Below are 20,599 nucleotides of genomic sequence, written 5' to 3'. Positions count from 1 at the left end.
TTACATGAACCTGCGCGGCGGGCCGCCTTGCGGCTGGCTGCTTTGGGCGCTGGTGCGCAGGTTGCCGGTTACCACCCGGTCGCCTTCTTCCAGGCCGTCGATAACCTCGGCCAGCACGCGAGTGCGCACGCCGATACGTACCATGCGGTTCTGCGGGCGGCCCTGGGCGTCCAGTACCTGTACTTCATAGGGGCGGCCGCGACTGGCTTGCTTACTCTGGTCCATACCGTCGGCCTGACGGCCACGTTCCGCGTGGTTGACTTGACGCAGAGCGGACACCGGCACGGTCAGTACATTGTCAGCGGCGGCGCGGACGAAGAACACCTGGGCGCTCATTTGCGGCAGCAGGTCGCCGCCAGGATTGGGTACATCGAACAGGGCGTTGAACAGCACTACGTTGTTGATCACTTCTGGGGTCGGCAGGATTTGGCGCAGCTCGCCTTCCCAGCGCCGGGTCGGCTGGCCGAGAGTGGAGAAGTAGGCCGGCATGCCGACGCGGAGCTGGCTGATGTCGGCCTCGGATACCTGGGTGCGCACGGTCATGGTCGACAGGTCAGCGATCTGTACCACCACTGGTGCGGTCTGGTTGGCGTTCAGGGTCTGGCCCTGGTTGGCCAGTTGCTGGACTACGGTGCCGGTCATCGGTGCGTAGATCCGGGTATAGCCCAGATCGGCCTGGTCGGCCTTGAGGCTTGATTCGGTCTGGCGGATCTGGGCCTTGAGTACATCGATCTGGGCAGCGGCTGAGCGCAGGCTGGCTTCGGCGGTCTCGAGTGCTTCGCGGCTGGTGGCGTCTTCACGGAACAGGTTGCGTTGCCGTTCGGCCTGCAGTCGTGCCAGATCGTGCTGGGCTTCGCGGTCCTTGAGCTGGGCCTGCTGGTTGGCCAGTTGCGCGGTGCTGGCTTCTACCCGGGCCAGGTACACGGTCGGATCGATTTCGGCCAACAGTTGCCCCTGCTCGACCTGATCACCGAGTTCGACATGCAGAACCTTGAGCTGGCCGGAAACCTGGGTACCCACGTCGACATAATTGAGTGGCTCCAGAGTGCCGAGGGCAGTGATGCTATCTTCGATATCACCACGCGTGACGCTGACAACGGTGTACTCGGGGTTACCCTGGCCATTGCTGATCCAGTACCAGCCAGACAGGCCGATAGCGGCCACGGCGATGGCGATGATCCAGGGGGTGCGACGTTTGCGATTGGGTTTTGCGGCGCTCATTGCTTGGTCCAGAGAGTTATCATGGGCCAAGTGTAAAGCCCCCAGTGTCAACTGGGAGCTGGAGCTCGGTAAAGAATCTGTAAATGAGTGCGTCGGGGCTGGGGCCTTTCAGACCGCCTTGCCGGTCAAGGAGGCGCGTTCGGACAGCTCGATCCAGAGGCCGTCGGGGTCTATGACGAAGGCAATCCGTGCGGTGCTGCCGAGCGTCACCGGCGCACGGCCAGAAGTGGCTCCTGCGGCGATCGCCTGGGCATAGGCGGCGTCACAGTCGGGCACTTGCAGGGTCAGGTAGCGCAAGCCGGTGGCTGCCAGGGGCGTTGAGCCGGACGGGTTGGCAGGCTGACCCTGTTGCAGAAACACCAGGCCCTGGCCACAGGTGAGAATTCCAGGCGCTTGCAGCGTCAGCCCCAGCACTTGTTGGTAATAGGCACTGCTGGCAGCCACATCGGCTACCTGCAGCTCCACGGCCAGACCCTGAATGCCTCTGTGGCCTGGTGGCACCCGGGTTATACGATTGCCGTCAGGGTCGCGCAGCGATTCGACTGACGTGCAGTCGGAGCAGGCGACCAGCACCTGTTGCAGCGGGCCGTCGCCGCCAGGTGGCAGAGGATCCCGCGCGACATTCACTTTCATGACGGCGGCGTCGGTCTGGTAGCGGTGTTGCAGTACGCCGCCACCGAGCTTGAGGGTGTGGTCCAGACTCAGGCCGACCTGTTCGGTCCAGAACTGTTGCTGCTGTTCTGCACGGTTGCTGAACAGCCCGACATCGAAGAAGGGTTTGACGAAAGCCATGGCGGTGCTCCTGTACAAGGTGCCGCCAGACTAGCCGCCAGGCTCCGCTGGCGACACTGTCAATCAGCAGCGGAATCGTCAGTCATTCCAGCCAGCGATACAGCGTGCGACGAGTGATGCCGAGAATCTCGGCGGCCTTGCGCTTGTTGCCGCCGGTGGCTTTTAGTACCTGGTGGATGTACTGGCGCTGGACGCTTTCCAGGTCGGGCAGGCCGCTCGGGTCCTGGTTGAGCGGGAGGTTGAAGGCCGAGCCTTGACTGGAGCTGGACGTTTCCTGTTCAGCACTATTGTCACGGATGCGCTGGGGCAGGTCGGCGGCGTCTATGTAGGGACCGCTGCAGAAAGTGGCGGCACGCTCGACGGCGTTTTCCAGTTCGCGGACATTGCCGGGGTAGTTATAACTGAGCAGCAACGCCAGCGCTTCATCGGTAAACCCGCGAATACGTCGCTGGCGCCGGGTGTTGAAGCGGGTCAGAAACAGCTCGGCCAGGCGCTGGATATCATCGCCCCTGGCGCGTAGCGGGGGCACCTGGAGGGTGAAGGTTTCCAGCCGGTAGAACAGATCCTCGCGGAACTCGCCGGCGGCAACTGCGTCACTCAGATTGCGGTTGGTGGCGGCAATGACCCGCACGTCGACCTGAATTTCATGATCGCTGCCGACCGGGCGGACGCGGCCGTCTTGCAGGGCCCTGAGCAACTTGGCCTGTAGTGCCAGCGGCATTTCACCGAGTTCGTCGAGCAGCAGGCTGCCGTCGTTGGCCTGCTGGAACAGCCCGGCGCGTTGCTGCCGGGCGCCGGTGAAGGCTCCGGCGGCGTGGCCGAAGAATTCGCTTTCCATCAGCTCGCCAGGTATGCCGCCGCAGTTGACCGTAAGGTAGGGCTTGTCCTTGCGCGCGCTGAGGTCGTGCAGGGCGCGGGCTACCAGTTCCTTGCCGGTGCCGCTTTCGCCCTGGATCAGTACCGGGCCGTCGGCCGGGGCAATCTGGCGGATCTGGTGAAACAGTTGCTGCATGGCTGGACTCTGACCGACGATGCCGTTGAACTGCTCGACTGCGAGCATCGAGCGGTAACGCTGGACTTCGGTGCGCAGTCGGCGGTTTTCCAGCAGTCGACTGACAGTCAGGAGGAAATGATCCATTTCCAGCGGTTTGGTGAGAAAGTCATCGGCTCCTGCCTTGAGCGCCTGAACCGCCTGTTGTACTGAGCCGAAAGCGGTGATGATCAATACTGCCGGTGGGCGACTGAGCTGATGGCTGGGTTGCAGCAGGGTCAGACCGTCGGCGCCGGGCAGGCGCAGATCACTGACCAGCAGGTCTGGCTGCATCTCGGCCAGAAGCCGTGCGCCCTGTTCGGCATCGGCGCAGGCGCTGACCTGATAGCCCTCGGCCTCGAGTTCTTCCTGCAGCAGCTCACGCAGGCCGCTGTCATCTTCCACCAGCAGAATGCGTTCAGGTTGGGGCATGGGAGTTCTCCGGATTCAGTGCAAGGCTCAGGCGAACCAGGCAGCCGCCCTGGGGCGCGTTGCTCAGTTCCAGCTGGCCGCCGTGTTCTTCGGCAACCGATTGGACGATGGCCAGACCCAGGCCAGTGCCCTCGCCAGGAGATTTGGTGGTAAAGAAGGGTTCCAGCAGTTGCTCGACCGTTATTGTGGGCGGTAGCCCCGGGCCGTCATCACGGATCAGGATCAGCAGGTGTTCGCCTTCAGTCTTGAGGCTGAGCTGAATGCTTTGGTGGGCTGCTTGCAGGGCGTTGCGCAACAGGTTGAGCAAGGCCAGTTCCAGGCGTCCGGCATCGCCGGTCAGAGTCGGCAGCCCGGTGGGAATCTCGGTCTGGAGCTGTTTGCCGCTGGCTTCCAGTTCCGGACGCATGGCTTCGGTCACGGTTTCGATCAGTTGGGCCGGTTCCAGGCTGCGCGGTTGCGGTGCCATGGGCCGGCAGTAGTCCAAGAGTTGGCGCACGGTATGGGTCAGGCGGGCTACCTGAGAGCGGATGCCGTCGAGCTGGCGTTGTTGCTGCTCATCCAGTTCAGCGCTGCGTTGCAGACGTCTGGCACGGCCGTCAATCACGCTCAGTGGCGCGCCCAGTTCATGTGCGATGCCCCGGGCCATGCCGCCAATGGCGGCCATTTTTTCGTTGTCTTTGAGCCGGGCCAACAGTTGGGTTTCGGCGGTCCTGTGTTCATCAAGCTCACGCTGGGTGCGTTCGATGCTGTCGAGCATCTGGTTCAGGCCGGCGGCCAGTGTGGCGACCTCGCTTGGACCCTCCAGCGCGGCCCGGTGTGAATGATCGCCCTGGGCGACGCGTTGCATATGGGCCAGCAGCTTGTCGACATGCCGGCCAATACCGCCGTAATGACCCAGTAGCACGGCGCCAAGGATGCTCAGCCCGAGCAGCCCCCAGAGCAGCCAGGCGATGATCTTCAACTGGTCCAGCGCCCGGCTGAAATCGCTGGCACGGCGGGTGATCTGAATCAGGCCCTTGATCTGCCCGGCGTTGTCAAACAGAGGTAGAAAGTGTGAGAACAGCTCGCGCCCGGCCACCCGACTATAGGCTTCCTGCTTTTCCCCGGTGGCGACGATCCGTTCGGGAATGGTGGTGCGGCTGAGGTCGCTTTCGGTAATGCCGGCCGAGGCGATGCGGGTACCGTTGACATCGAACACCGAGGCGCCATAGACCTCGCCAAGCACAAACACTGAACCCAGGGCCAGTTCGATGGCCTGGCGATCATCCTGGCCCAGTGCGGCGCCGACCGGAATGCTGATTGCCCGGCCGATCAGCTCCAGATCGTTCTTCAGCCGTTGCTCCTGAAACTGGCTGGCCTGGCCCAGGCCAAAGCGGATGCCCAGGGCGGTAAGGATCAGCAAAGGCAGAACCACAAACAGCAGCAGGGTACGTTGCAGACTACTCAAGCGTCGCAGGCCTACGGGGCGGGTAACTGTGTTGAATCTGAACGGGTATTTTTTGCTCATGTTTAAAATGTATACATTATTGCTGGAAAAGTCGCCAGCTCCAGCGTGTTTTAAAATTTCGATTTTTTATTGTTTTTTCCTTTTAAATCATGGTCTTGTTGTTGATTTTGGTGAATTGGCACGGCTCTTGGAATGTGTTGGGTGACTTCAACAAAGGAGAAGTGCATGACTACTTTGAAAAAACTGACTATCGCCATGGGTTTTGCTTCATTCGCCATCGCCGCCCCTGTGGCCATGGCCCAGGCCCAGGATCCGGCCGCCGGGCAGCAGTATGGCCAGCCTGAGCAGCAGGCCGCCGCACCGGTTAGCGATGCCGATCTGCAGAAGTTTGTCAGTGCTGAAAGCAAGGTTAACGAGATCCGCGATGATTTCTCCCAGCGCCTGGGTCAGGTAGACAACCAGGAAGAGGCCCAGTCACTGCAACTGGAGGCCCAGGAGAAAATGGTCGAAGCTGTACAGGATGAAGGCCTGGATGTGGGGCGTTACAACGAAATCGCCACCCGTATTCAAACCGATCCTGAGCTGCAGCAGCGAGCCCAGCAGCACAACTGAGTCTGAGGCGGGCATGCAAAAAGGGGCCGTTGCGGCCCCTTTTTGCTGTGTGCCGGTTACTTGGCCGTGAGTGGGTTGTCGCTGGCGAGCGGTTCCTTGCTGTGGGCACCCGGTGCCTTGGGCGGGGTGACCATCGGCTGGCTGGCCGGGGCAAACTCCGGATAGGCCGACATGCCACACTCTTCCAGATCCATGCCGACCAGTTCCTCTTCTTCGCTGACCCGCAGCCCCATCACCGCCTTGATCGCCAACAGTACGATGAAGGACATGCCGAACATCCAGGCGAAGGTCACCACGGTGCCGATCAACTGACCGAAGAAAGTGGCGTCTTCGTTGCTCAGCAGCACCGCGAAGATGCCCCAGATACCGGCGGTGCCGTGAACCGAGATGGCGCCTACCGGGTCATCCAGCTTGCACTTGTCCAGGGCCAGGACCGATAGCACCACGACGATGCCACCCACGGCCCCGATCATTACCGCCAGGCCGGCACTTGGCGCCAGCGGCTCGGCGGTGATCGAGACCAGGCCGGCCAGCGCACCGTTGATGGTCATGGTCAGGTCAGTCTTGCCGAACAGGGCGCGGGAGAACAGCGCGGCCACGACCATGCCGGCGGCGGCTGCGGCGTTGGTGTTGACGAAGATCTTGGCGACTGCGTTGGCCTCTTCGACATTGGCGATCTTCAGTTCCGAACCGCCGTTGAAGCCGAACCAGCCCATCCACAGGATGAACATGCCGAGGGTGGCCAGTGGCAGGTTGGCCCCGGGAATCGCGAAAACTTCGCCGTTCTTGCCGTAGCGACCTTTGCGCGGGCCAACCAGAATCACCGCAGCCAGAGCAGCGGCAGCACCAGCCATGTGTACCACGACCGAGCCGGCGAAATCCTGGAAGCCCAGTTGGTCGAGGAAGCCGCCACCCCATTTCCAGTAGCCTTCGACCGGGTAGATGAAGCCGACCATGAATACTGCAAACACCAGGAACGGCCACAGGCGCATACGTTCGGCCACGGCGCCGGAGACGATCGACATGGTCGCGGCGGCAAACACCGCCTGGAAGATGAAGTCAGCCATGTTCGAGTAGTAGGGTGCGTCATCACCACCGGCTAACACGGCCTCGGCACTGTTGTCCTCACCGAGCAGGAAGCCGAGATTGGGGATTACCGAGCTGATCGGGCTGTCCGGGTACATGACGTTGTAGCCGACCAGCAGGTAGACGGTGCAGGCGATGCCGTACAGCAGGGCATTCTTGTTGAGGATTTCAACGGTGTTCTTGGCCCTGACCAGTCCGGCTTCGAGCATGGCGAAGCCGGCTGCCATCCACATCACCAGGGCGGCGCACATCAGAAAGTAGAAGGTATCCAGCGCGTAGGCGACTTCTATAGATAATCCATCCATCGGTTTTGGCTCCCCAGAGGGTTGTTGACCAGCAGGGCTGGTGAGTTTCAGGAATTAAACTTTCTCTGGAGGAATGAAAAAACTGTGCCAAGTCGCCGGATGCGGCTAAACCGGGCACTTGCCGGGAGGCGGGGGTGATGGTCTGGCTGGTCGCTCTGCCTTTTAGTGCAGCGCCTACTGGCGTTGCACCATCACAAAGCAGTGTTTTCAGTCTTGCTGGTATTCCGCGCGCTGGGCCAGGCCGGCTTTGAGGTGATCGACCAGTTGCCGGACCTTGGGCGACAGATGCCGCTGCTGGGGATACAGTGCCCAGACCGCGGTGTGTGGCGGCTGGTGCTGGTTGAGCAGGGCGCGCAGGGCGCCGCTGCGCAGGTGTTCGCGCACATAGTAATCCGGCAATTGGCATAGGCCGAAGCCGCGCAGCGCCGCATCCAATACCGCCTGGCCGCTGTTGCAGCGCCAGTTGCCGTGTACCCGGATCGGCAGTTCGCGGCCATCCTGCTGGAAGGTCCAGGTATCGCTGCTGCCGATCAGGCAGTTGTGCCTCGGCAGTTCCGACAGGCTGTGCGGGGCGCCATAGCGGGCCAGGTAGCTGGGTGCGGCGCACAGATACATGCGTCGGGGTGCCAGACGGGTGGCGATCAGGCTGGAGTCCTGCAGCCGGCCCAGACGGATTGCCAGGTCGTAACTGCCGTGCAGCAGGTCCAGGGTCTGATTGGTCAGGGTCATCTCGATCCGCAGTTGCGGATGCTGCTGCATGAACTCGTTGACCAGCGGCATGATGAAGCTTTCGCCGTAGGCGACCGCGCAGGTCATGCGCAGCAGGCCTTTGGGTTCGCCGCCCAGATCGGTGATCGCCTGCAGGGCTTCGTCGCGGGCATCGATCAGCCGCTGGCAGTGCTGGAGGAAGGTCTGGCCAGCTTCGGTCAGACTGACTCGGCGGGTGCTGCGGTAGAACAGGCGGGTCTGCAGGCGATCTTCCAGCCGGGCTACCTGGCGGCTGACGTGTGAGGAGGACACGCCCAGACGTGTGGCGGCGCCGCTGAAGTGGCCCAGTTCGGCGACCGCAACGAACTCATCGATGCCTTCCCATTGGTTCATGATTATCCCTGACTAGCAATAATGTTTTGTTGATTGGGAGATTATCCACAATTGATGGCTCTACTACACTGGTGCAATTAAACACCAACCTTCCATGGAGAGCCCCATGATCAAGTCTCGCGCCGCTGTAGCCTTTGCCCCCAATGAACCGTTGAAGATCGTTGAGGTGGATGTCGCGCCGCCCCAGGCTGGTGAAGTGCTGGTGCGTATCGTTGCCAGTGGCGTCTGCCATACCGATGCCTACACCCTGTCGGGGCAGGACAGCGAAGGGGTGTTCCCGTGCATTCTCGGCCACGAGGGCGGTGGGATTGTCGAGGCTGTGGGCGAGGGCGTGACCTCGGTCAAGGTCGGTGATCACGTGATTCCGCTGTATACCGCCGAATGCCGCGAGTGCAAATTCTGCAAATCCGGCAAGACCAACCTGTGCAGCTCGGTGCGCACCACCCAGGGCAAGGGGCTGATGCCCGACGGTACCAGCCGTTTCAGCTACAACGGCGAGCCGGTCTACCACTATATGGGCTGTTCGACTTTCTCTGAATACACCGTATTGCCGGAAGTGTCGGTGGCAGTGATTCCCAAAGAAGCACCGCTGGAAAAGGTCTGCCTGTTGGGCTGTGGGGTGACCACCGGGATCGGCGCGGTACTCAATACGGCCAAGGTTGAGGCTGGCGCTACCGTGGCCATTTTCGGTCTGGGTGGCATCGGTCTGGCGGCGATCATTGGCGCCAAGATGGCAGGGGCCAGCCGGATCATTGCCGTCGATATCAATCCGTCCAAGTTCGCCATTGCCGAGGAGCTGGGCGCCACCGATTTCGTCAACCCCAAGGAGCACGAGAAGCCAATTCAGGAAGTCATCGTCGACATGACTGATGGCGGCGTGGACTACAGCTTCGAGTGTGTCGGCAATGTGCAGTTGATGCGTGCGGCGCTGGAGTGCTGCCACAAGGGTTGGGGCGAGTCGACCATCATCGGCGTGGCGCCAGCCGGGGCCGAGATCAGCACCCGTCCGTTCCAGTTGGTTACCGGTCGGGTCTGGCGTGGTAGCGCCTTCGGTGGGGTCAAGGGCCGGACCGAACTGCCGTCCTATGTGGCCAAGGCTCAGACCGGCGAAATTCCGCTGGATACCTTCATCACCCATACCATGGGGCTTGAGCGGATCAATGAGGCCTTTGATTTGATGCACGAAGGCAAGAGCATTCGCACGGTGATTCATTTCAAGGAGCAGGCATGACAACGGCTCTGGAACTGGTTGCCGCCAACAAAAGCTTTGGCGGCTGGCACAAGCGGTACCGGCACCGCTCGCAGGTGCTGGGCTGCGATATGGTCTTTGCCATTTACCTGCCGCCGCAGGCCGACCAGGGCGGGCCGCTGCCGGTGTTGTATTGGCTCTCGGGGCTGACCTGTACTGATGAAAACTTCATGCAGAAGGCTGGAGCCCAGCGACTGGCCGCCGAGCTGGGTCTGGTGATTGTTGCGCCGGATACCAGCCCGCGAGGCGATGGTGTGCCGGACGACCCCGAGGGCGCCTACGATTTCGGCCTGGGCGCCGGGTTCTATGTCAATGCCACCGAGCAGCCCTGGGCACGGCATTACCGCATGTACGACTATGTTGTCAGCGAGTTGCCAGCGCTGATCGAGGCCAACTTCCCGGTGTCGGATCGACGCGCGATCAGCGGTCATTCGATGGGTGGGCACGGAGCGTTGATCTGTGCACTTAAAAATCCCGGGCGTTACCAATCGGTGTCGGCCTTTGCGCCGATCAGCAATCCAAGCAATTGCCCCTGGGGGCACAAGGCGCTGGGTAATTATCTTGGGGCTGATCGTGAGGCCTGGAAGGCCTGGGATGCCTGTGAGCTGATTGCCACTGCCGAGCAGCAGTTGCCGCTGTTGATCGATCAGGGCGAGGACGACAGCTTTCTGGTTGAGCAGCTCAAGCCTGAGGCGCTGGTCCTGGCGGCATCGAAGGCCGGGCATCCGCTGACACTGCGGCGCCAGCCGGGGTATGACCACAGTTACTACTTCATTGCCAGCTTCATCGATGACCACCTGAGTCATCATGCCCGTGCATTGACTGATGCTTAGGTCGCACGGTAAATAGCTTCAGTAGGGGCGCCTGGCAGCCGCGAAACAAGGGGGCAGGAGCAAGGCCGCTCCTACCTTGTAGAGGGTAAACAGGGTAACATCACCCCCCGGTTTTCTGCAGGCGGGGTAAGCAATGCGCATAGGTCACGGTTACGATGTTCACCGCTTTGGGGATGGTGATTTCATTACCCTGGGAGGGGTTCGGATTGCTCATCACCATGGGCTGATTGCCCACTCCGATGGTGACGTATTGCTGCATGCCCTGACCGATGCCTTGCTCGGCGCTGCGGCGCTGGGCGATATCGGTCGGCACTTTCCTGATACCGATCCCCGTTTCAAAGGTGCCGACAGCCGGGTGCTGCTGCGCCATGCGCTGAGCCTGGTGCAGGATAAGGGTTGGCAGGTCGGCAACGTCGATGCCACCATCGTTGCCCAGGCGCCGAAGATGGCGCCACACATCGAGAGCATGCGTGCTCATATCGCTGCTGATCTGGGCGTTGAGCTCGATCAGGTCAATGTCAAGGCCACTACTACCGAAAAGCTGGGGTTCACCGGACGGGAGGAGGGTATCGCCGTTCACGCTGTGGCCCTGTTGTTGCCCCGATGACCGAAGAGCAACTACTTGGCCCCCGGGCCTGGGGCGCCCCTTGCGGCAGCGCGTGGCTCAAGGCTACGCCGGACGACTTTCAGGTAACCGAAGTGCTCGATATTCCGCTCAGCGGCGAGGGCGAGCATCTGTGGTTGCTGCTGGAAAAGCGCGGTCTCAATACCGAAGAAGTGGCCCGCCGACTGGCGCGGGCGGCGGGTGTGGCTGTGCGTGATGTCAGCTATGCCGGGCTCAAGGATCGCCAGGCCCTGACTCGGCAATGGTTCAGCGTGCAACTACCGGGCAAGGCTGACCCGGATCTGTCTGCGCTGTGGTCGGATGAGCTGCGTTGCAGCGCTCAGGGTCGGCATCGACGCAAGCTGCAGCGTGGCGCTCACAGCGCCAACCGGTTCCTCATTCGCCTGCATGAACTGCAGGCCGATCGCGCAGCGCTGGAGCAGCGTTTGCAGCAACTGGCGGTCGCCGGTGTGCCCAACTATGTCGGGCCCCAGCGTTTTGGCCATCAGGGCGGCAATATCGAACAGGCGCGCAGTTGGGCTCAGCGCGCGGCCTTACCACCGGCCAGGGGTACGCGCTCGCGGCTGCTGTCGAGCGCCCGTAGTCTGCTGTTCAATCGGGTGTTGGCTGAGCGGGTTGGGGCCGGAAGCTGGGATCAGGTATTGCCCGGCGATCTGTTGGCCTTTACCGATAGTCGTAGCCATTTCCCGGCCACTGAGCTGGTAGCGGATGACCCGCGCCTGGCCGCGCTGGATCTGCATCCCACCGGTCCCTTGTGGGGGCAGGGCGAGCCGGCGGTCGGTGCCGATACCCTGACCCTGGAATTGACGCAGGCGGCAGCCGAGGCCGAGTTGGTCGCCTGGCTGGCGGCCGCTGGCCTGAAGCAGGAGCGACGTGTTTTGCGCCTCCCCATCAGCGGCCTGACGTGGCATTATCCGTCAGCGGATTGTCTTGAACTTGAATTCACCCTGCCGACCGGCTGTTTCGCTACAGCGGTATTGCGTGAGCTGGTTGAGTTGACCAGCAACTCGCAGGGCAGCCTGCAAAGTGATATCTGATGCGTATTCTGATTGCCAATGACGATGGCGTACTGGCGCCGGGGCTCAAGGCGCTGCATGGCGCGCTCGAGGATTATGCCGACTGCGTGGTAGTGGCTCCGGCCGAAGACCGCAGCGGCGCCAGCAGCGCCCTGAGCCTGGACAAGCCCTTGCGCCCGTTCACCCTGGACAACGGCTTTATCGGTTTGAACGGTACGCCGACCGATTGCGTGCACCTGGGGCTCAATGCGTTGTTCGACGACAGCGTCGACATGGTGGTTGCGGGTATCAACCTGGGCGCCAACCTGGGAGATGATGTGCTCTACTCCGGCACAGTGGCGGCTGCGTTGGAAGGACGCTTCCTGGCGCGACCGGCCATGGCCTTTTCCCTGGTCGGGCGTCAGCCGGACAATCTTCCGGCGGCTGCGGCCATCGCCCGGCAACTGGTGACGGCCCACGAGCAGCTTGAATTGCCACCGCGAACGGTGCTCAATATCAATATTCCCAACCTGCCGCTGGAGCATATCAAAGGCATTCAGCTAACCCGGTTGGGGCACCGGGCGCGGGCTGCCAAGCCGGTCAAATGGGTCGACCCGCGCGGCAAGGAAGGCTACTGGATTTCGGTGGCTGGCGATGCCGAGGATGGTGGCGACGGCACCGATTTCCATGCGGTTATGCAGGGCTACGTGTCGGTAACGCCACTGCGGATCGACAAGACCCATTTCGAGGTATTCGACCGCCTCGGTGACTGGCTGAACGACCTGGGTATATGAGCGTGCGCGAAGATCTTTATAAACACGGCATTGGCATGACCTCGCAGCGTACCCGCGAACGTTTGCTGGAACGGCTGTTCGAGGAGGGCATCCGCAACTTGCAGGTACTCGAAGCGATTCGCCGTACCCCCAGGCATCTGTTCGTTGATGAGGCGCTGGCGCACCGGGCTTATGAAGATACCGCATTGCCGATTGGCCACAATCAGACCCTGTCGCAGCCCTACATAGTCGCGCGTATGACCGAGCTGCTGCTCGGTGGCGGGCCGCTGGACAAGGTGCTGGAGGTCGGCACCGGCTCGGGTTACCAGACTGCGATTCTGGCCCAGGTGGTCGAACGGGTCTTTACCGTTGAACGCATCCTGCCACTGCAGGAGCGGGCCAAGGCGGTGCTCAAGGACATCAATATTCGTAACGTGGTGTTTCGGCATGCCGATGGCAACTGGGGCTGGCCTCAGTACGGACCCTATGACGCGATCATGGTTACCGCAGCACCGGCCGAAGTGCCGGCCGAGCTGCTGGCACAGCTGGCCGACGGAGGCCGCATGGTGATCCCGGTCGGCGCGCGTGAGCAATACCTGACCCTGATCATTCGTGACGGGGAACAGTTCATCCGTCAGCAGGTCGAACCGGTACGTTTTGTTCCCTTGTTGGCAGGAGCCATCAATTCTTGAGTAACCCGATCAAGCGTGGTCTGGCTTTTCTGGCCATTTTTCTCAAGGGCATGGCCATGGGCGCTGCGGATGTGGTGCCTGGTGTGTCTGGCGGGACTATCGCATTCATCAGTGGCATCTACGATCGGCTGCTGGCGGCGGTTGCTGCCTGCACGCCGAACAAGTTGCTGTGGCTGGCCCGTGGGCGTGTGCGCGAGACCTGGCAGGCCATTGACGGAACCTTTCTGTGCATTCTGCTGGCCGGCATCTTTACCAGTATTGCCAGTCTGGCACGACTGATCAGTTACTTGCTGGAACAGCACCCGCAACTGATCTGGTCGTTCTTCTTTGGTCTGATTGTGGTCTCGGTATTGCTGGTTGGACGGCAGATTCCACGCTGGAGCGCCTGGAGCGTGCTGGCTCTGCTGCTCGGCACGGTATTTGCCTATCTGATTACCGTGGCGGTTCCGCTGCAGTTACCGGTTACCGGCCCGGTGATCTTCCTGGGCGCAGCGATTGCTATCTGCGCGATGATCCTGCCCGGCATTTCCGGTAGCTTCATTCTGTTGCTGCTGGGGCTGTACGCAAGCGTGTTGCAGGCGGTCAAAAACTTCGATGTCGGGTTGCTGGCAATCTTCATTCTGGGCTGCGTGGCCGGCTTGCTGAGTTTCTCGCGGTTGCTGTCCTGGCTGCTGAGCCATGCCCGCAGTGTCACCCTGGCGTTTCTGACCGGTTTGCTGATTGGCTCGCTGAATAAAGTCTGGCCGTGGAAGCAGACCCTGAGCTGGCGTGAGAACTCACAGGGTCAGCTTGAACCGTTGGTGCAGAGCAATGTCTGGCCGGCCCAGTTTCAGCAGCTCACCGGTGAGCCAGCCTACTGGCAGGGTGGGTTGGCGTTGATGCTGCTTGCCGTGGTATTAGTGTTGACACTGGAATATTGGGGACGCCAGGCCGAGCGCTGATGCGGAACCGTTAGGAGCTGAATGGGTCATGGGGATGTCTGTGGTGGGCGGACCGCTAATGGCGCGGGGGCGGCAGCTGGGGTTGATGCTGCTGGCCGGGCTGCTGGCTGCCTGCGCAGGACCGTCGACCACGGTACCGATCGATGACCGCAGCCGCGGTGGCCAGCGGGCCCAGACGGCGCAACAGGTCACTTCCGGCCAGCACACCGTGCAGCGCGGTGAGACGCTGTATCAAATCGCCTTCCGCTACGGCTGGGATTGGCGTGCGCTGGCCGCCAACAACAACCTCAACGCGCCTTATACCATCTACCCGGGTCAGCGCATCAGCCTGCGTCCAGGTACTGCCGGCACGCCCGCCCGCACTACCCAAACCGCGCGGCCAGCCACGACCGCAGCCACTAGCCGGCCAGCGACAACGCCACCCCGGACAACCGCTCCAGCCACCCAGCCCAGAGCTACCGCCCCGGCCCCGGCCAGCCGTCCTGCTACGCCAGCAGCCACTCCAGCATCACCCAGCGTGCCTTCGCGGGTGTCCGGTTGGAACTGGCCAGCTCAAGGGCCGTTGATCGCCCGGTTTCAGTCAAACGGAAGTTTGAATAAAGGGATTGATATTGCCGGCCAATTGGGACAGCCTGTGAAGGCTGCTGCAGACGGTGCGGTGGTCTATGCCGGGCGTGGTCTCATCGGTTATGGCGAGATGATTATCATCAAGCACGATGACACCTATCTCAGTGCCTATGCCCACAACAACCGTTTGTTGGTCAATGAGGGGGACCAGGTCAAGGCGGGGCAGGTGATCGCCGAGATGGGTAGTACCGGCACTGACAGGGTTAAGTTGCATTTTGAAATACGTCGCAGGGGGCAACCGGTTGATCCTTTGACGTATTTACCCAAACTGTGAAGGCCGGTGAATAATCGCAATATGGTTGTCATAGATTATAGGCAGGCTGCCAGATAGGCTGAGGAGGGTTACCAGGAGGGTGATGCTTTGGCCTGCTGACAGGTTGTGGGGGACCGCTGTGATCCTTCGGGATCTGGTACCGAATCGTGATTCGACTGGAATGGGGCACGCAATAATGGCACGCAATAATAATAACGAGCCTGAACACGTTGTAGAGGACGATGTCGTACTGTTCGAGGGCGACGGCATGGACGATGAGGAGGGCAACATGGAAGGCTCTGATACTCGCACCAAGACCGCAACACCGCGTAACCACAAGCGCGAGAATGCGTTCGAGTTCACCAAGCAACTCGACGCCACCCAGCTTTATCTGAATGAAATCGGTTTTTCCCCGCTATTGACTCCCGAGGAAGAGGTCCACTTTGCGCGACTGGCGCAGAAGGGTGACCCGGCCGGGCGCAAACGCATGATTGAAAGCAACCTGCGACTGGTGGTGAAGATTGCCCGGCGCTACGTCAATCGTGGGCTGACTCTGCTTGATCTGATCGAAGAGGGTAATCTGGGGTTGATCCGGGCGGTCGAGAAATTCGACCCGGAACGTGGCTTCCGCTTCTCGACCTACGCCACCTGGTGGATCCGCCAGACCATCGAGCGGGCGATCATGAACCAGACCCGCACCATCCGTCTGCCGATTCATGTGGTCAAGGAACTCAACATCTACCTGCGCGCTGCGCGTGAGCTGACCCAAAAGCTCGATCACGAACCGTCGCCAGAAGAAATTGCCCAACTGCTCGACAAGCCGGTCGAGGATGTCAAACGCATGCTTGGGCTAAACGAGCGGGTGGCCTCGGTGGACATGTCGCTGGGGCCCGACTCGGACAAGACCCTGCTCGACACCCTGACCGACGACCATGTCACCGATCCCTGTGAACTGCTGCAGGATGATGACCTCAATTCCAGTATCGACCAGTGGCTGTCCGAGCTGAGTGAGAAGCAGCGTGAGGTGGTGACCCGGCGTTTCGGCTTGCGCGGCCATGAAAGCAGCACGCTGGAAGAAGTCGGCCGGGAGATCGGCCTGACCCGCGAGCGGGTCAGGCAAATTCAGGTCGAAGCGCTCAAGCGCCTGCGCGATATTCTCGAACAGCATGGGCTGACCGGGGAGTCGCTGTTTCAGTAAGTCTGGATGGCCACGCCGCTACGCGGCTCGCCATGACTCCGGAGTGCACAACTGCACACAAGCTCAGTCGCTCGATTGGCCGGGCCCGGAGGGGCCCCGGCGTGTGCAGGGCGGGTCAGCGACAATTGGGCTAACACTGAAGCTGGTTTAGTCAGCGTCTCCCTAACCTGCTTTGCTCAGACCTGTTCGTGCTGCCTGGCTACTGCCAGGTATACCGCTGGCAGTACGAACAGGGTGAATAGCGTGCCGATGGTCAGGCCGCTGGCAATCACCATGCCGATATCGAAACGGCTGACCGCACCGGCACCCTGGGCCAACAGCAGCGGGATCATGGCGAAGACCATTGCCGCAGTAGTCATCAAGACCGGACGCAGGCGGATCGCCGCCGAGGCTTCGACCGCTTCGCGCAGGGCCATGCCCTGTTCACGCTGCAACTGGTTGGCAAACTCGACGATCAGAATACCGTGCTTGCTGATCAGGCCGATCAGAGTCACCAGACCCACCTGGGTATAGATATTCATGGTCGAGAACCCGAGGAACAGCGGGATCAGCGCGCCGCAGATCGACAGCGGTACGGTAACAAGGATCACCAGCGGATCGCGGAAACTTTCGAACTGGGCGGCCAGGACCAGATAGATGATCGCCAGCGCCAGGCCGAAGGTGATGTAGAGCGCCGCACCCTCCTGCTTGAATTGACGCGCGGCGCCGGCATAGTCGACGGTGAAGCCCTGGGGCAGTTCTTCAGCGGCGATCTGCTCCAGTGTTTTCAGCGCCTCGCCCATGCTGACACCGGGAACCCCCTGAATCCGTGCTGCATTGAGTTGCTGGAACTGGTTGAGCTGGGTTGGCCGGGCCTGCTCGCCCATCGTGATCAGGGTACCCAGCGCGACCATGTCACCATCCACGGTGGGCACGTAGTAATGCTTGAGCCAATCGCGGTTGTCACGAAACGGACGCTCGACCTGGGCGATTACCTTGTAGCTACGTCCGTCAATAGTGAAACGGTTGATTTCCCCTTCGCCGAGCAGGGTGGCCAGGGTCGAGCCGATATCTTCCATCGTCACGCCCATCTGAGCCGCTTTCTCGCGGGCGATTTCCACGGTGAGCTCCGGCTTGTCGAATGCCAGATCGATATCCAGAAAATAGAACTGGCCAGTTTCCAGCGCCCGTTGCTTGATTCGCTCGGTAACCTGTAACAGGGTTTCGTAGTCGTTGGGAGTGTTGATCACGAACTGCAGTGGCAGCCCGTCACCGGTGCCGGGCAGCGATGGCAGGTTAAAGCCGAAGATCTGCAGGCCGGCGATGCTGTCCAGTTCCTGCTGGACTATCGGCAGCAGCTCCATCTGGCTGCGCTCGCGCTGATCCCAGGGCTTGAGCAGAAAACCACCGATACCGCTTTGCACTCCGTCGAACCCGTTGATCTGGAAGTGCGACTCATACTCGTCGAATTCCTTGAGTTTACGGGTCAGTTCGTCGGTGTAGTGGGTTAGGTACTCCAGGTTGGCGCTCTTGGGTGCGCTGGCCATCATGAAGATGATGCTCTGATCCTCTTCCGGGGCCAGTTCGCTGCGGGTAAAGGCCAGCAGCACCGGAATCAGCAGTAGTACCAGAGCGCCAAAGGTCAGGGTGACACTCTTGGTGTTGAGGCTGTGGTGCAGCAGTTGCCGGTAACGTTGCTGCAAGCCGTCGAACAGCTTGTCCAGGCGGGCAGCCAGCCCGCTGGGGTTTTCCTCGTGGCGCAGCAGCTTGGAGCACATCATCGGTGACAGGGTCAGGGCGACGATGCCGGAAATGATCACGGCGCCGGCCAGGGTGAAGGCGAACTCCTTGAACAGTGCGCCGGTAAGGCCTTCCAGAAAGCCGATCGGAGCGTAGACCGCCGCCAGGGTAATGGTCATGGCCACCACCGGCATGGCGATCTCGCGCGTGCCTTCCAGTGCCGCTTGCACTGGCTGCTTGCCTTCTTCGATATGCCGATGGATGTTTTCCACCACGACGATAGCGTCGTCGACCACCAGGCCGATAGCCAGGACCAGGGCCAGCAGCGTCAGCAGGTTGATCGAGTAGCCCATCAACTGCATGAAAAACAGTACCCCGATCATCGACAGCGGGATGGTGACGATCGGCACCAGGACCGAGCGCAGAGAGCCCAGGAACAGGAATACCACCACGATGACGATGACCACGGCTTCGGCCAGGGTGTTGATTACTTCGTCGATCGAGGCCTGGATGAACTCGGTGGCATCGTAGGCAATCGACAGCTTCAGCTCCGGTGGCAACTGCGCCTCGATCAGCGGCATGGCCTCGCGGACATACTGGATGGCTTCCAGCGGGTTGGCGGTGGGGGTTCCCTGGATGCCGATATAGACCGAGGGTATGCCGTCAAAGAAGCTGATGGCGTCGTAACTTTCCGCGCCCAGTTCGACCCGGGCAACATCTCTGAGTAGCACCCGGGTGTCGCCGTCAGTCTTGATCGGGATGGCGGCAAAGGCTTCCGGGTCTTTCAGGTCGGTGAAGGCGTTGACGCTGGTCACCACGTACTCGCCCTTGGTTTCACCCGCAGCGGAGAGGAAGTTGTAGCGGCTGACGGCCTGGTTGATATCGCTTGCCGTCACCCCATGGGCGCCCATGCGTACCGGGTCCAGCCACAGGCGCATGGCGAAGTTCTGCTGGCCGAGAATTTCGGCTTCGGCGATGCCGGGCAGGGTTGCCAGACGCGGCTGGACCACCCGCGACAGATAGTCGGTGATCTGCGGGTTGGTCAGGGTTTCACTGAAGAAACTGACATACATCAGCGCTGTGGAGTCGGCGGCCTGGCGGCTGATTACCGGGTCCTGAGCCTCGGCCGGCAACTGGTTACGGACTTCGGCGGCCTTGGACATGATGTCGGTAAACAGCCGGTCGGTATCGGCGCCCAGACGGGCATAGACCTGCACCACCGAGAAGTTCTGGCGGCTGACCGAGTTGATGTAATCGACACCTTCGGCGCTGGCCAGGCTTTGCTGGATCGGTTGGGTGATGTAGCCCTGAATGACCTCGGCGTTGGCGCCTGGGTAAGCGGTGGTCACCGTGATCAGGGCATTTTCCAGTTGTGGATACTGGCGGATGGTCAGCTTGGTGAAAGCCTGCAGGCCGAGCAGGACGATCAGCAGGCTGATCACCGTCGCCAGTACCGGGCGACGGATGAAAGGATCGGTAAAAGCCATGCTGGGTTCGCCTTACAGGGGATTGCTGTTGTTGATGCTTACATGCGCACCGTTATCCAGCTTGAGCTGACCGGCAGTGATGACCAGTTCGCCGGCTTCAAGCCCTTCGAGAATGACCACTTCACCGGCCCGCCGGTCCCCGCTTTTGACAAACCGTCGCTCGACTTCCAGTTGCGGTTGGCCGTCTTCGTCACTCAGTTCGTTGCCAGCCTCATCCTGCCGGGGTTTGACTACGTATACCGAGTTGCCATAGAGGGTGTAGGTGATGGCGGTTTCCGGTAGCACGATCTGCGGTTCGGGAGTAGGCATCACCACTTCCAGGTCGGCGAACATGCCGGGCAGCAGGCGCTCATCCGGATTGCCAACCTTGGCGCGGACCTGCAAATTGCGCGAACCGGTCTCAACCCGGGGGTTGATGGCGGCGATCTGGCCCTTGAACTCTTCGCCCGGATAGGCCCCAACCCGCACCAGTACCGACTGCTCCAGTGCCAGCTGCGGGTACAGCTGTTCAGGCACGAAGAAGTCGACAAACAAATCCTCGAGGTTCTGCAGGGTGGCGATTACGGTGCCGGGTGACAGGTAGTCGCCGGGGTCGATCTGGCTGATGCCGATGCGACCGCTGAACGGTGCGACGATGCGTTTGCGTTCAAGGATGGCGTGCAGTTCTTCGACCTGGGCACTGGCCTGTTGCAGGGTAGAGCGGGCCTGGTCGAACTGACTGCGGGAAATGCTCTGGCGCTCGAACAGGTTCTGTTGCCGGTTGAACTCGAGTCGGGCCAGTTCGGCCTGGGCCTGAGCGGTTTTCAGGCTGGCCTGTTCAACGGCGGTGTTCATGCTCAGCAGCGGCTGACCGGCCTCGACCCGCTGTCCGGAGTGGAAGTGCAACTGTTCGACGGTGCCACTGACTTCGGCGGTCAGTTCCACACCAAGGGCGGCGGTCAGCGAACCAATCGCAGGCAGACGGGTTTCCCAGAGTTTCTGTTCTGCGGCCGCCGCGGCTACCTGAATCGGGGGCTGCGGTGCGCTGAACATCTGGATTTGCTGATAGATTGACCAGCCTTTATAGGCGGCCAGGGCCAGTACCACGAGAAAGAACAGTACCAGCATGACAACGAAGCGGCGCAACAACATTTTCGGATCCTTCCAGGCAGTGCGGCACAAGGGCAGATTGCAAGCTGCCT

The 20,599-nt window shown here is 61.2% G+C and carries 18 protein-coding genes; 10 read left to right on the top strand and 8 right to left on the bottom strand.

Features of this window, described 5'->3' with window-relative positions:
• The 4 genes from BVH74_RS17395 to BVH74_RS17380 form a co-directional block, all read right to left on the bottom strand.
• The gene (locus BVH74_RS17395) at positions 1–1,221 is read right to left on the bottom strand and encodes an efflux RND transporter periplasmic adaptor subunit (RefSeq protein WP_080051326.1); all 1,221 of its coding nucleotides are present in this window, start codon (positions 1,219–1,221) and stop codon (positions 1–3) included.
• A gap of 108 nt (positions 1,222–1,329) precedes the next feature.
• The gene (locus BVH74_RS17390) at positions 1,330–2,013 is read right to left on the bottom strand and encodes a VOC family protein (protein WP_080051325.1); all 684 of its coding nucleotides are present in this window, start codon (positions 2,011–2,013) and stop codon (positions 1,330–1,332) included.
• A gap of 82 nt (positions 2,014–2,095) precedes the next feature.
• Positions 2,096–3,475: a sigma-54-dependent transcriptional regulator gene (locus tag BVH74_RS17385; RefSeq protein WP_080051324.1), complete on the bottom strand. Its 1,380-nt coding sequence runs from the start codon at positions 3,473–3,475 to the stop codon at positions 2,096–2,098.
• Positions 3,462–4,922 (bottom strand): sensor histidine kinase, encoded by a 1,461-nt coding sequence (locus BVH74_RS17380; protein WP_165443859.1) that lies wholly within the window; start codon positions 4,920–4,922, stop codon positions 3,462–3,464. The genes BVH74_RS17385 and BVH74_RS17380 overlap by 14 nt, the downstream gene beginning before the upstream one ends.
• 225 nt (positions 4,923–5,147) lie before the next feature.
• Here BVH74_RS17380 and BVH74_RS17375 point away from each other — a divergent pair, with 225 nt between their 5' ends.
• Entirely contained in the window at positions 5,148–5,534 is a 387-nt protein-coding gene (locus BVH74_RS17375) for a DUF4168 domain-containing protein (protein WP_165443858.1), read from the top strand.
• A 56-nt stretch (positions 5,535–5,590) separates the two neighbouring features.
• Here the strand turns inward: BVH74_RS17375 and amtB are convergent, their stop codons facing one another.
• Positions 5,591–6,925, bottom strand: a complete 1,335-nt coding sequence (amtB, locus tag BVH74_RS17370; protein ID WP_080051321.1) for an ammonium transporter AmtB — start codon at positions 6,923–6,925, stop codon at positions 5,591–5,593.
• Positions 6,926–7,132: 207 nt separating this feature from the next.
• On the bottom strand, positions 7,133–8,026 hold the full coding sequence (locus BVH74_RS17365) for a LysR substrate-binding domain-containing protein (protein WP_080051320.1): 894 nt from the start codon (positions 8,024–8,026) through the stop codon (positions 7,133–7,135).
• Positions 8,027–8,132: 106 nt separating this feature from the next.
• Here BVH74_RS17365 and BVH74_RS17360 point away from each other — a divergent pair, with 106 nt between their 5' ends.
• From BVH74_RS17360 to rpoS, 9 genes are all read left to right on the top strand, one after another.
• Complete coding sequence (locus BVH74_RS17360; protein ID WP_080051319.1) at positions 8,133–9,257, top strand: S-(hydroxymethyl)glutathione dehydrogenase/class III alcohol dehydrogenase; 1,125 nt, start codon at positions 8,133–8,135, stop codon at positions 9,255–9,257.
• Positions 9,254–10,108, top strand: a complete 855-nt coding sequence (fghA, locus tag BVH74_RS17355; protein ID WP_080051318.1) for an S-formylglutathione hydrolase — start codon at positions 9,254–9,256, stop codon at positions 10,106–10,108. Before BVH74_RS17360 ends, fghA begins: the two co-directional genes overlap by 4 nt.
• A gap of 133 nt (positions 10,109–10,241) precedes the next feature.
• Entirely contained in the window at positions 10,242–10,715 is a 474-nt protein-coding gene (gene ispF, locus BVH74_RS17350) for a 2-C-methyl-D-erythritol 2,4-cyclodiphosphate synthase (protein WP_080051317.1), read from the top strand.
• Entirely contained in the window at positions 10,712–11,770 is a 1,059-nt protein-coding gene (gene truD, locus BVH74_RS17345) for a tRNA pseudouridine(13) synthase TruD (protein ID WP_080051316.1), read from the top strand. Before ispF ends, truD begins: the two co-directional genes overlap by 4 nt.
• Positions 11,770–12,522, top strand: a complete 753-nt coding sequence (gene surE / locus BVH74_RS17340; protein ID WP_080051315.1) for a 5'/3'-nucleotidase SurE — start codon at positions 11,770–11,772, stop codon at positions 12,520–12,522. Before truD ends, surE begins: the two co-directional genes overlap by 1 nt.
• Positions 12,519–13,193: a protein-L-isoaspartate(D-aspartate) O-methyltransferase gene (locus tag BVH74_RS17335; protein WP_080051314.1), complete on the top strand. Its 675-nt coding sequence runs from the start codon at positions 12,519–12,521 to the stop codon at positions 13,191–13,193. The genes surE and BVH74_RS17335 overlap by 4 nt, the downstream gene beginning before the upstream one ends.
• Positions 13,190–14,134: a polyprenyl-phosphate transporter gene (locus BVH74_RS17330; protein WP_465261939.1), complete on the top strand. Its 945-nt coding sequence runs from the start codon at positions 13,190–13,192 to the stop codon at positions 14,132–14,134. Before BVH74_RS17335 ends, BVH74_RS17330 begins: the two co-directional genes overlap by 4 nt.
• Before the next feature lie 28 nt (positions 14,135–14,162).
• Positions 14,163–15,035, top strand: a complete 873-nt coding sequence (locus BVH74_RS17325; RefSeq protein ID WP_231705537.1) for a peptidoglycan DD-metalloendopeptidase family protein — start codon at positions 14,163–14,165, stop codon at positions 15,033–15,035.
• A gap of 175 nt (positions 15,036–15,210) precedes the next feature.
• Positions 15,211–16,212 (top strand): RNA polymerase sigma factor RpoS, encoded by a 1,002-nt coding sequence (rpoS, locus tag BVH74_RS17320; RefSeq protein WP_080051313.1) that lies wholly within the window; start codon positions 15,211–15,213, stop codon positions 16,210–16,212.
• Between the two features lie 176 nt (positions 16,213–16,388).
• On the opposite strand, the gene BVH74_RS17315 is transcribed toward rpoS, so the two are convergent.
• Positions 16,389–19,418, bottom strand: coding sequence for a multidrug efflux RND transporter permease subunit (locus tag BVH74_RS17315; protein ID WP_080051312.1), 3,030 nt, complete (start codon positions 19,416–19,418; stop codon positions 16,389–16,391).
• Between the two features lie 12 nt (positions 19,419–19,430).
• The gene (locus BVH74_RS17310) at positions 19,431–20,549 is read right to left on the bottom strand and encodes an efflux RND transporter periplasmic adaptor subunit (RefSeq protein ID WP_080051311.1); all 1,119 of its coding nucleotides are present in this window, start codon (positions 20,547–20,549) and stop codon (positions 19,431–19,433) included.
• Positions 20,550–20,599 lie beyond the last annotated feature (50 nt).

It is taken from the genome of Halopseudomonas phragmitis, from assembly GCF_002056295.1.
Lineage (GTDB): Bacteria > Pseudomonadota > Gammaproteobacteria > Pseudomonadales > Pseudomonadaceae > Halopseudomonas > Halopseudomonas phragmitis.
Note: the sequence above shows the minus strand (reverse complement) of the source record. Positions and strands in the feature narration are given on the sequence as shown.

Bases quoted from the DNA above. Each gene is read 5' to 3' on its own strand.
- BVH74_RS17395 (WP_080051326.1), bottom strand. From the start codon at position 1,221: ATGAGCGCCGCAAAACCCAATCGCAAACGTCGCACCCCCTGGATCATC.
- BVH74_RS17390 (WP_080051325.1), bottom strand. From the start codon at position 2,013: ATGGCTTTCGTCAAACCCTTCTTCGATGTCGGGCTGTTCAGCAACCGT.
- BVH74_RS17385 (WP_080051324.1), bottom strand. From the start codon at position 3,475: ATGCCCCAACCTGAACGCATTCTGCTGGTGGAAGATGACAGCGGCCTG.
- BVH74_RS17375 (WP_165443858.1), top strand. From the start codon at position 5,148: ATGACTACTTTGAAAAAACTGACTATCGCCATGGGTTTTGCTTCATTC.
- amtB (WP_080051321.1), bottom strand. From the start codon at position 6,925: ATGGATGGATTATCTATAGAAGTCGCCTACGCGCTGGATACCTTCTAC.
- BVH74_RS17365 (WP_080051320.1), bottom strand. From the start codon at position 8,026: ATGAACCAATGGGAAGGCATCGATGAGTTCGTTGCGGTCGCCGAACTG.
- BVH74_RS17360 (WP_080051319.1), top strand. From the start codon at position 8,133: ATGATCAAGTCTCGCGCCGCTGTAGCCTTTGCCCCCAATGAACCGTTG.
- fghA (WP_080051318.1), top strand. From the start codon at position 9,254: ATGACAACGGCTCTGGAACTGGTTGCCGCCAACAAAAGCTTTGGCGGC.
- ispF (WP_080051317.1), top strand. From the start codon at position 10,242: ATGCGCATAGGTCACGGTTACGATGTTCACCGCTTTGGGGATGGTGAT.
- truD (WP_080051316.1), top strand. From the start codon at position 10,712: ATGACCGAAGAGCAACTACTTGGCCCCCGGGCCTGGGGCGCCCCTTGC.
- surE (WP_080051315.1), top strand. From the start codon at position 11,770: ATGCGTATTCTGATTGCCAATGACGATGGCGTACTGGCGCCGGGGCTC.
- BVH74_RS17335 (WP_080051314.1), top strand. From the start codon at position 12,519: ATGAGCGTGCGCGAAGATCTTTATAAACACGGCATTGGCATGACCTCG.
- BVH74_RS17325 (WP_231705537.1), top strand. From the start codon at position 14,163: ATGGGGATGTCTGTGGTGGGCGGACCGCTAATGGCGCGGGGGCGGCAG.
- rpoS (WP_080051313.1), top strand. From the start codon at position 15,211: ATGGCACGCAATAATAATAACGAGCCTGAACACGTTGTAGAGGACGAT.
- BVH74_RS17315 (WP_080051312.1), bottom strand. From the start codon at position 19,418: ATGGCTTTTACCGATCCTTTCATCCGTCGCCCGGTACTGGCGACGGTG.
- BVH74_RS17310 (WP_080051311.1), bottom strand. From the start codon at position 20,549: ATGTTGTTGCGCCGCTTCGTTGTCATGCTGGTACTGTTCTTTCTCGTG.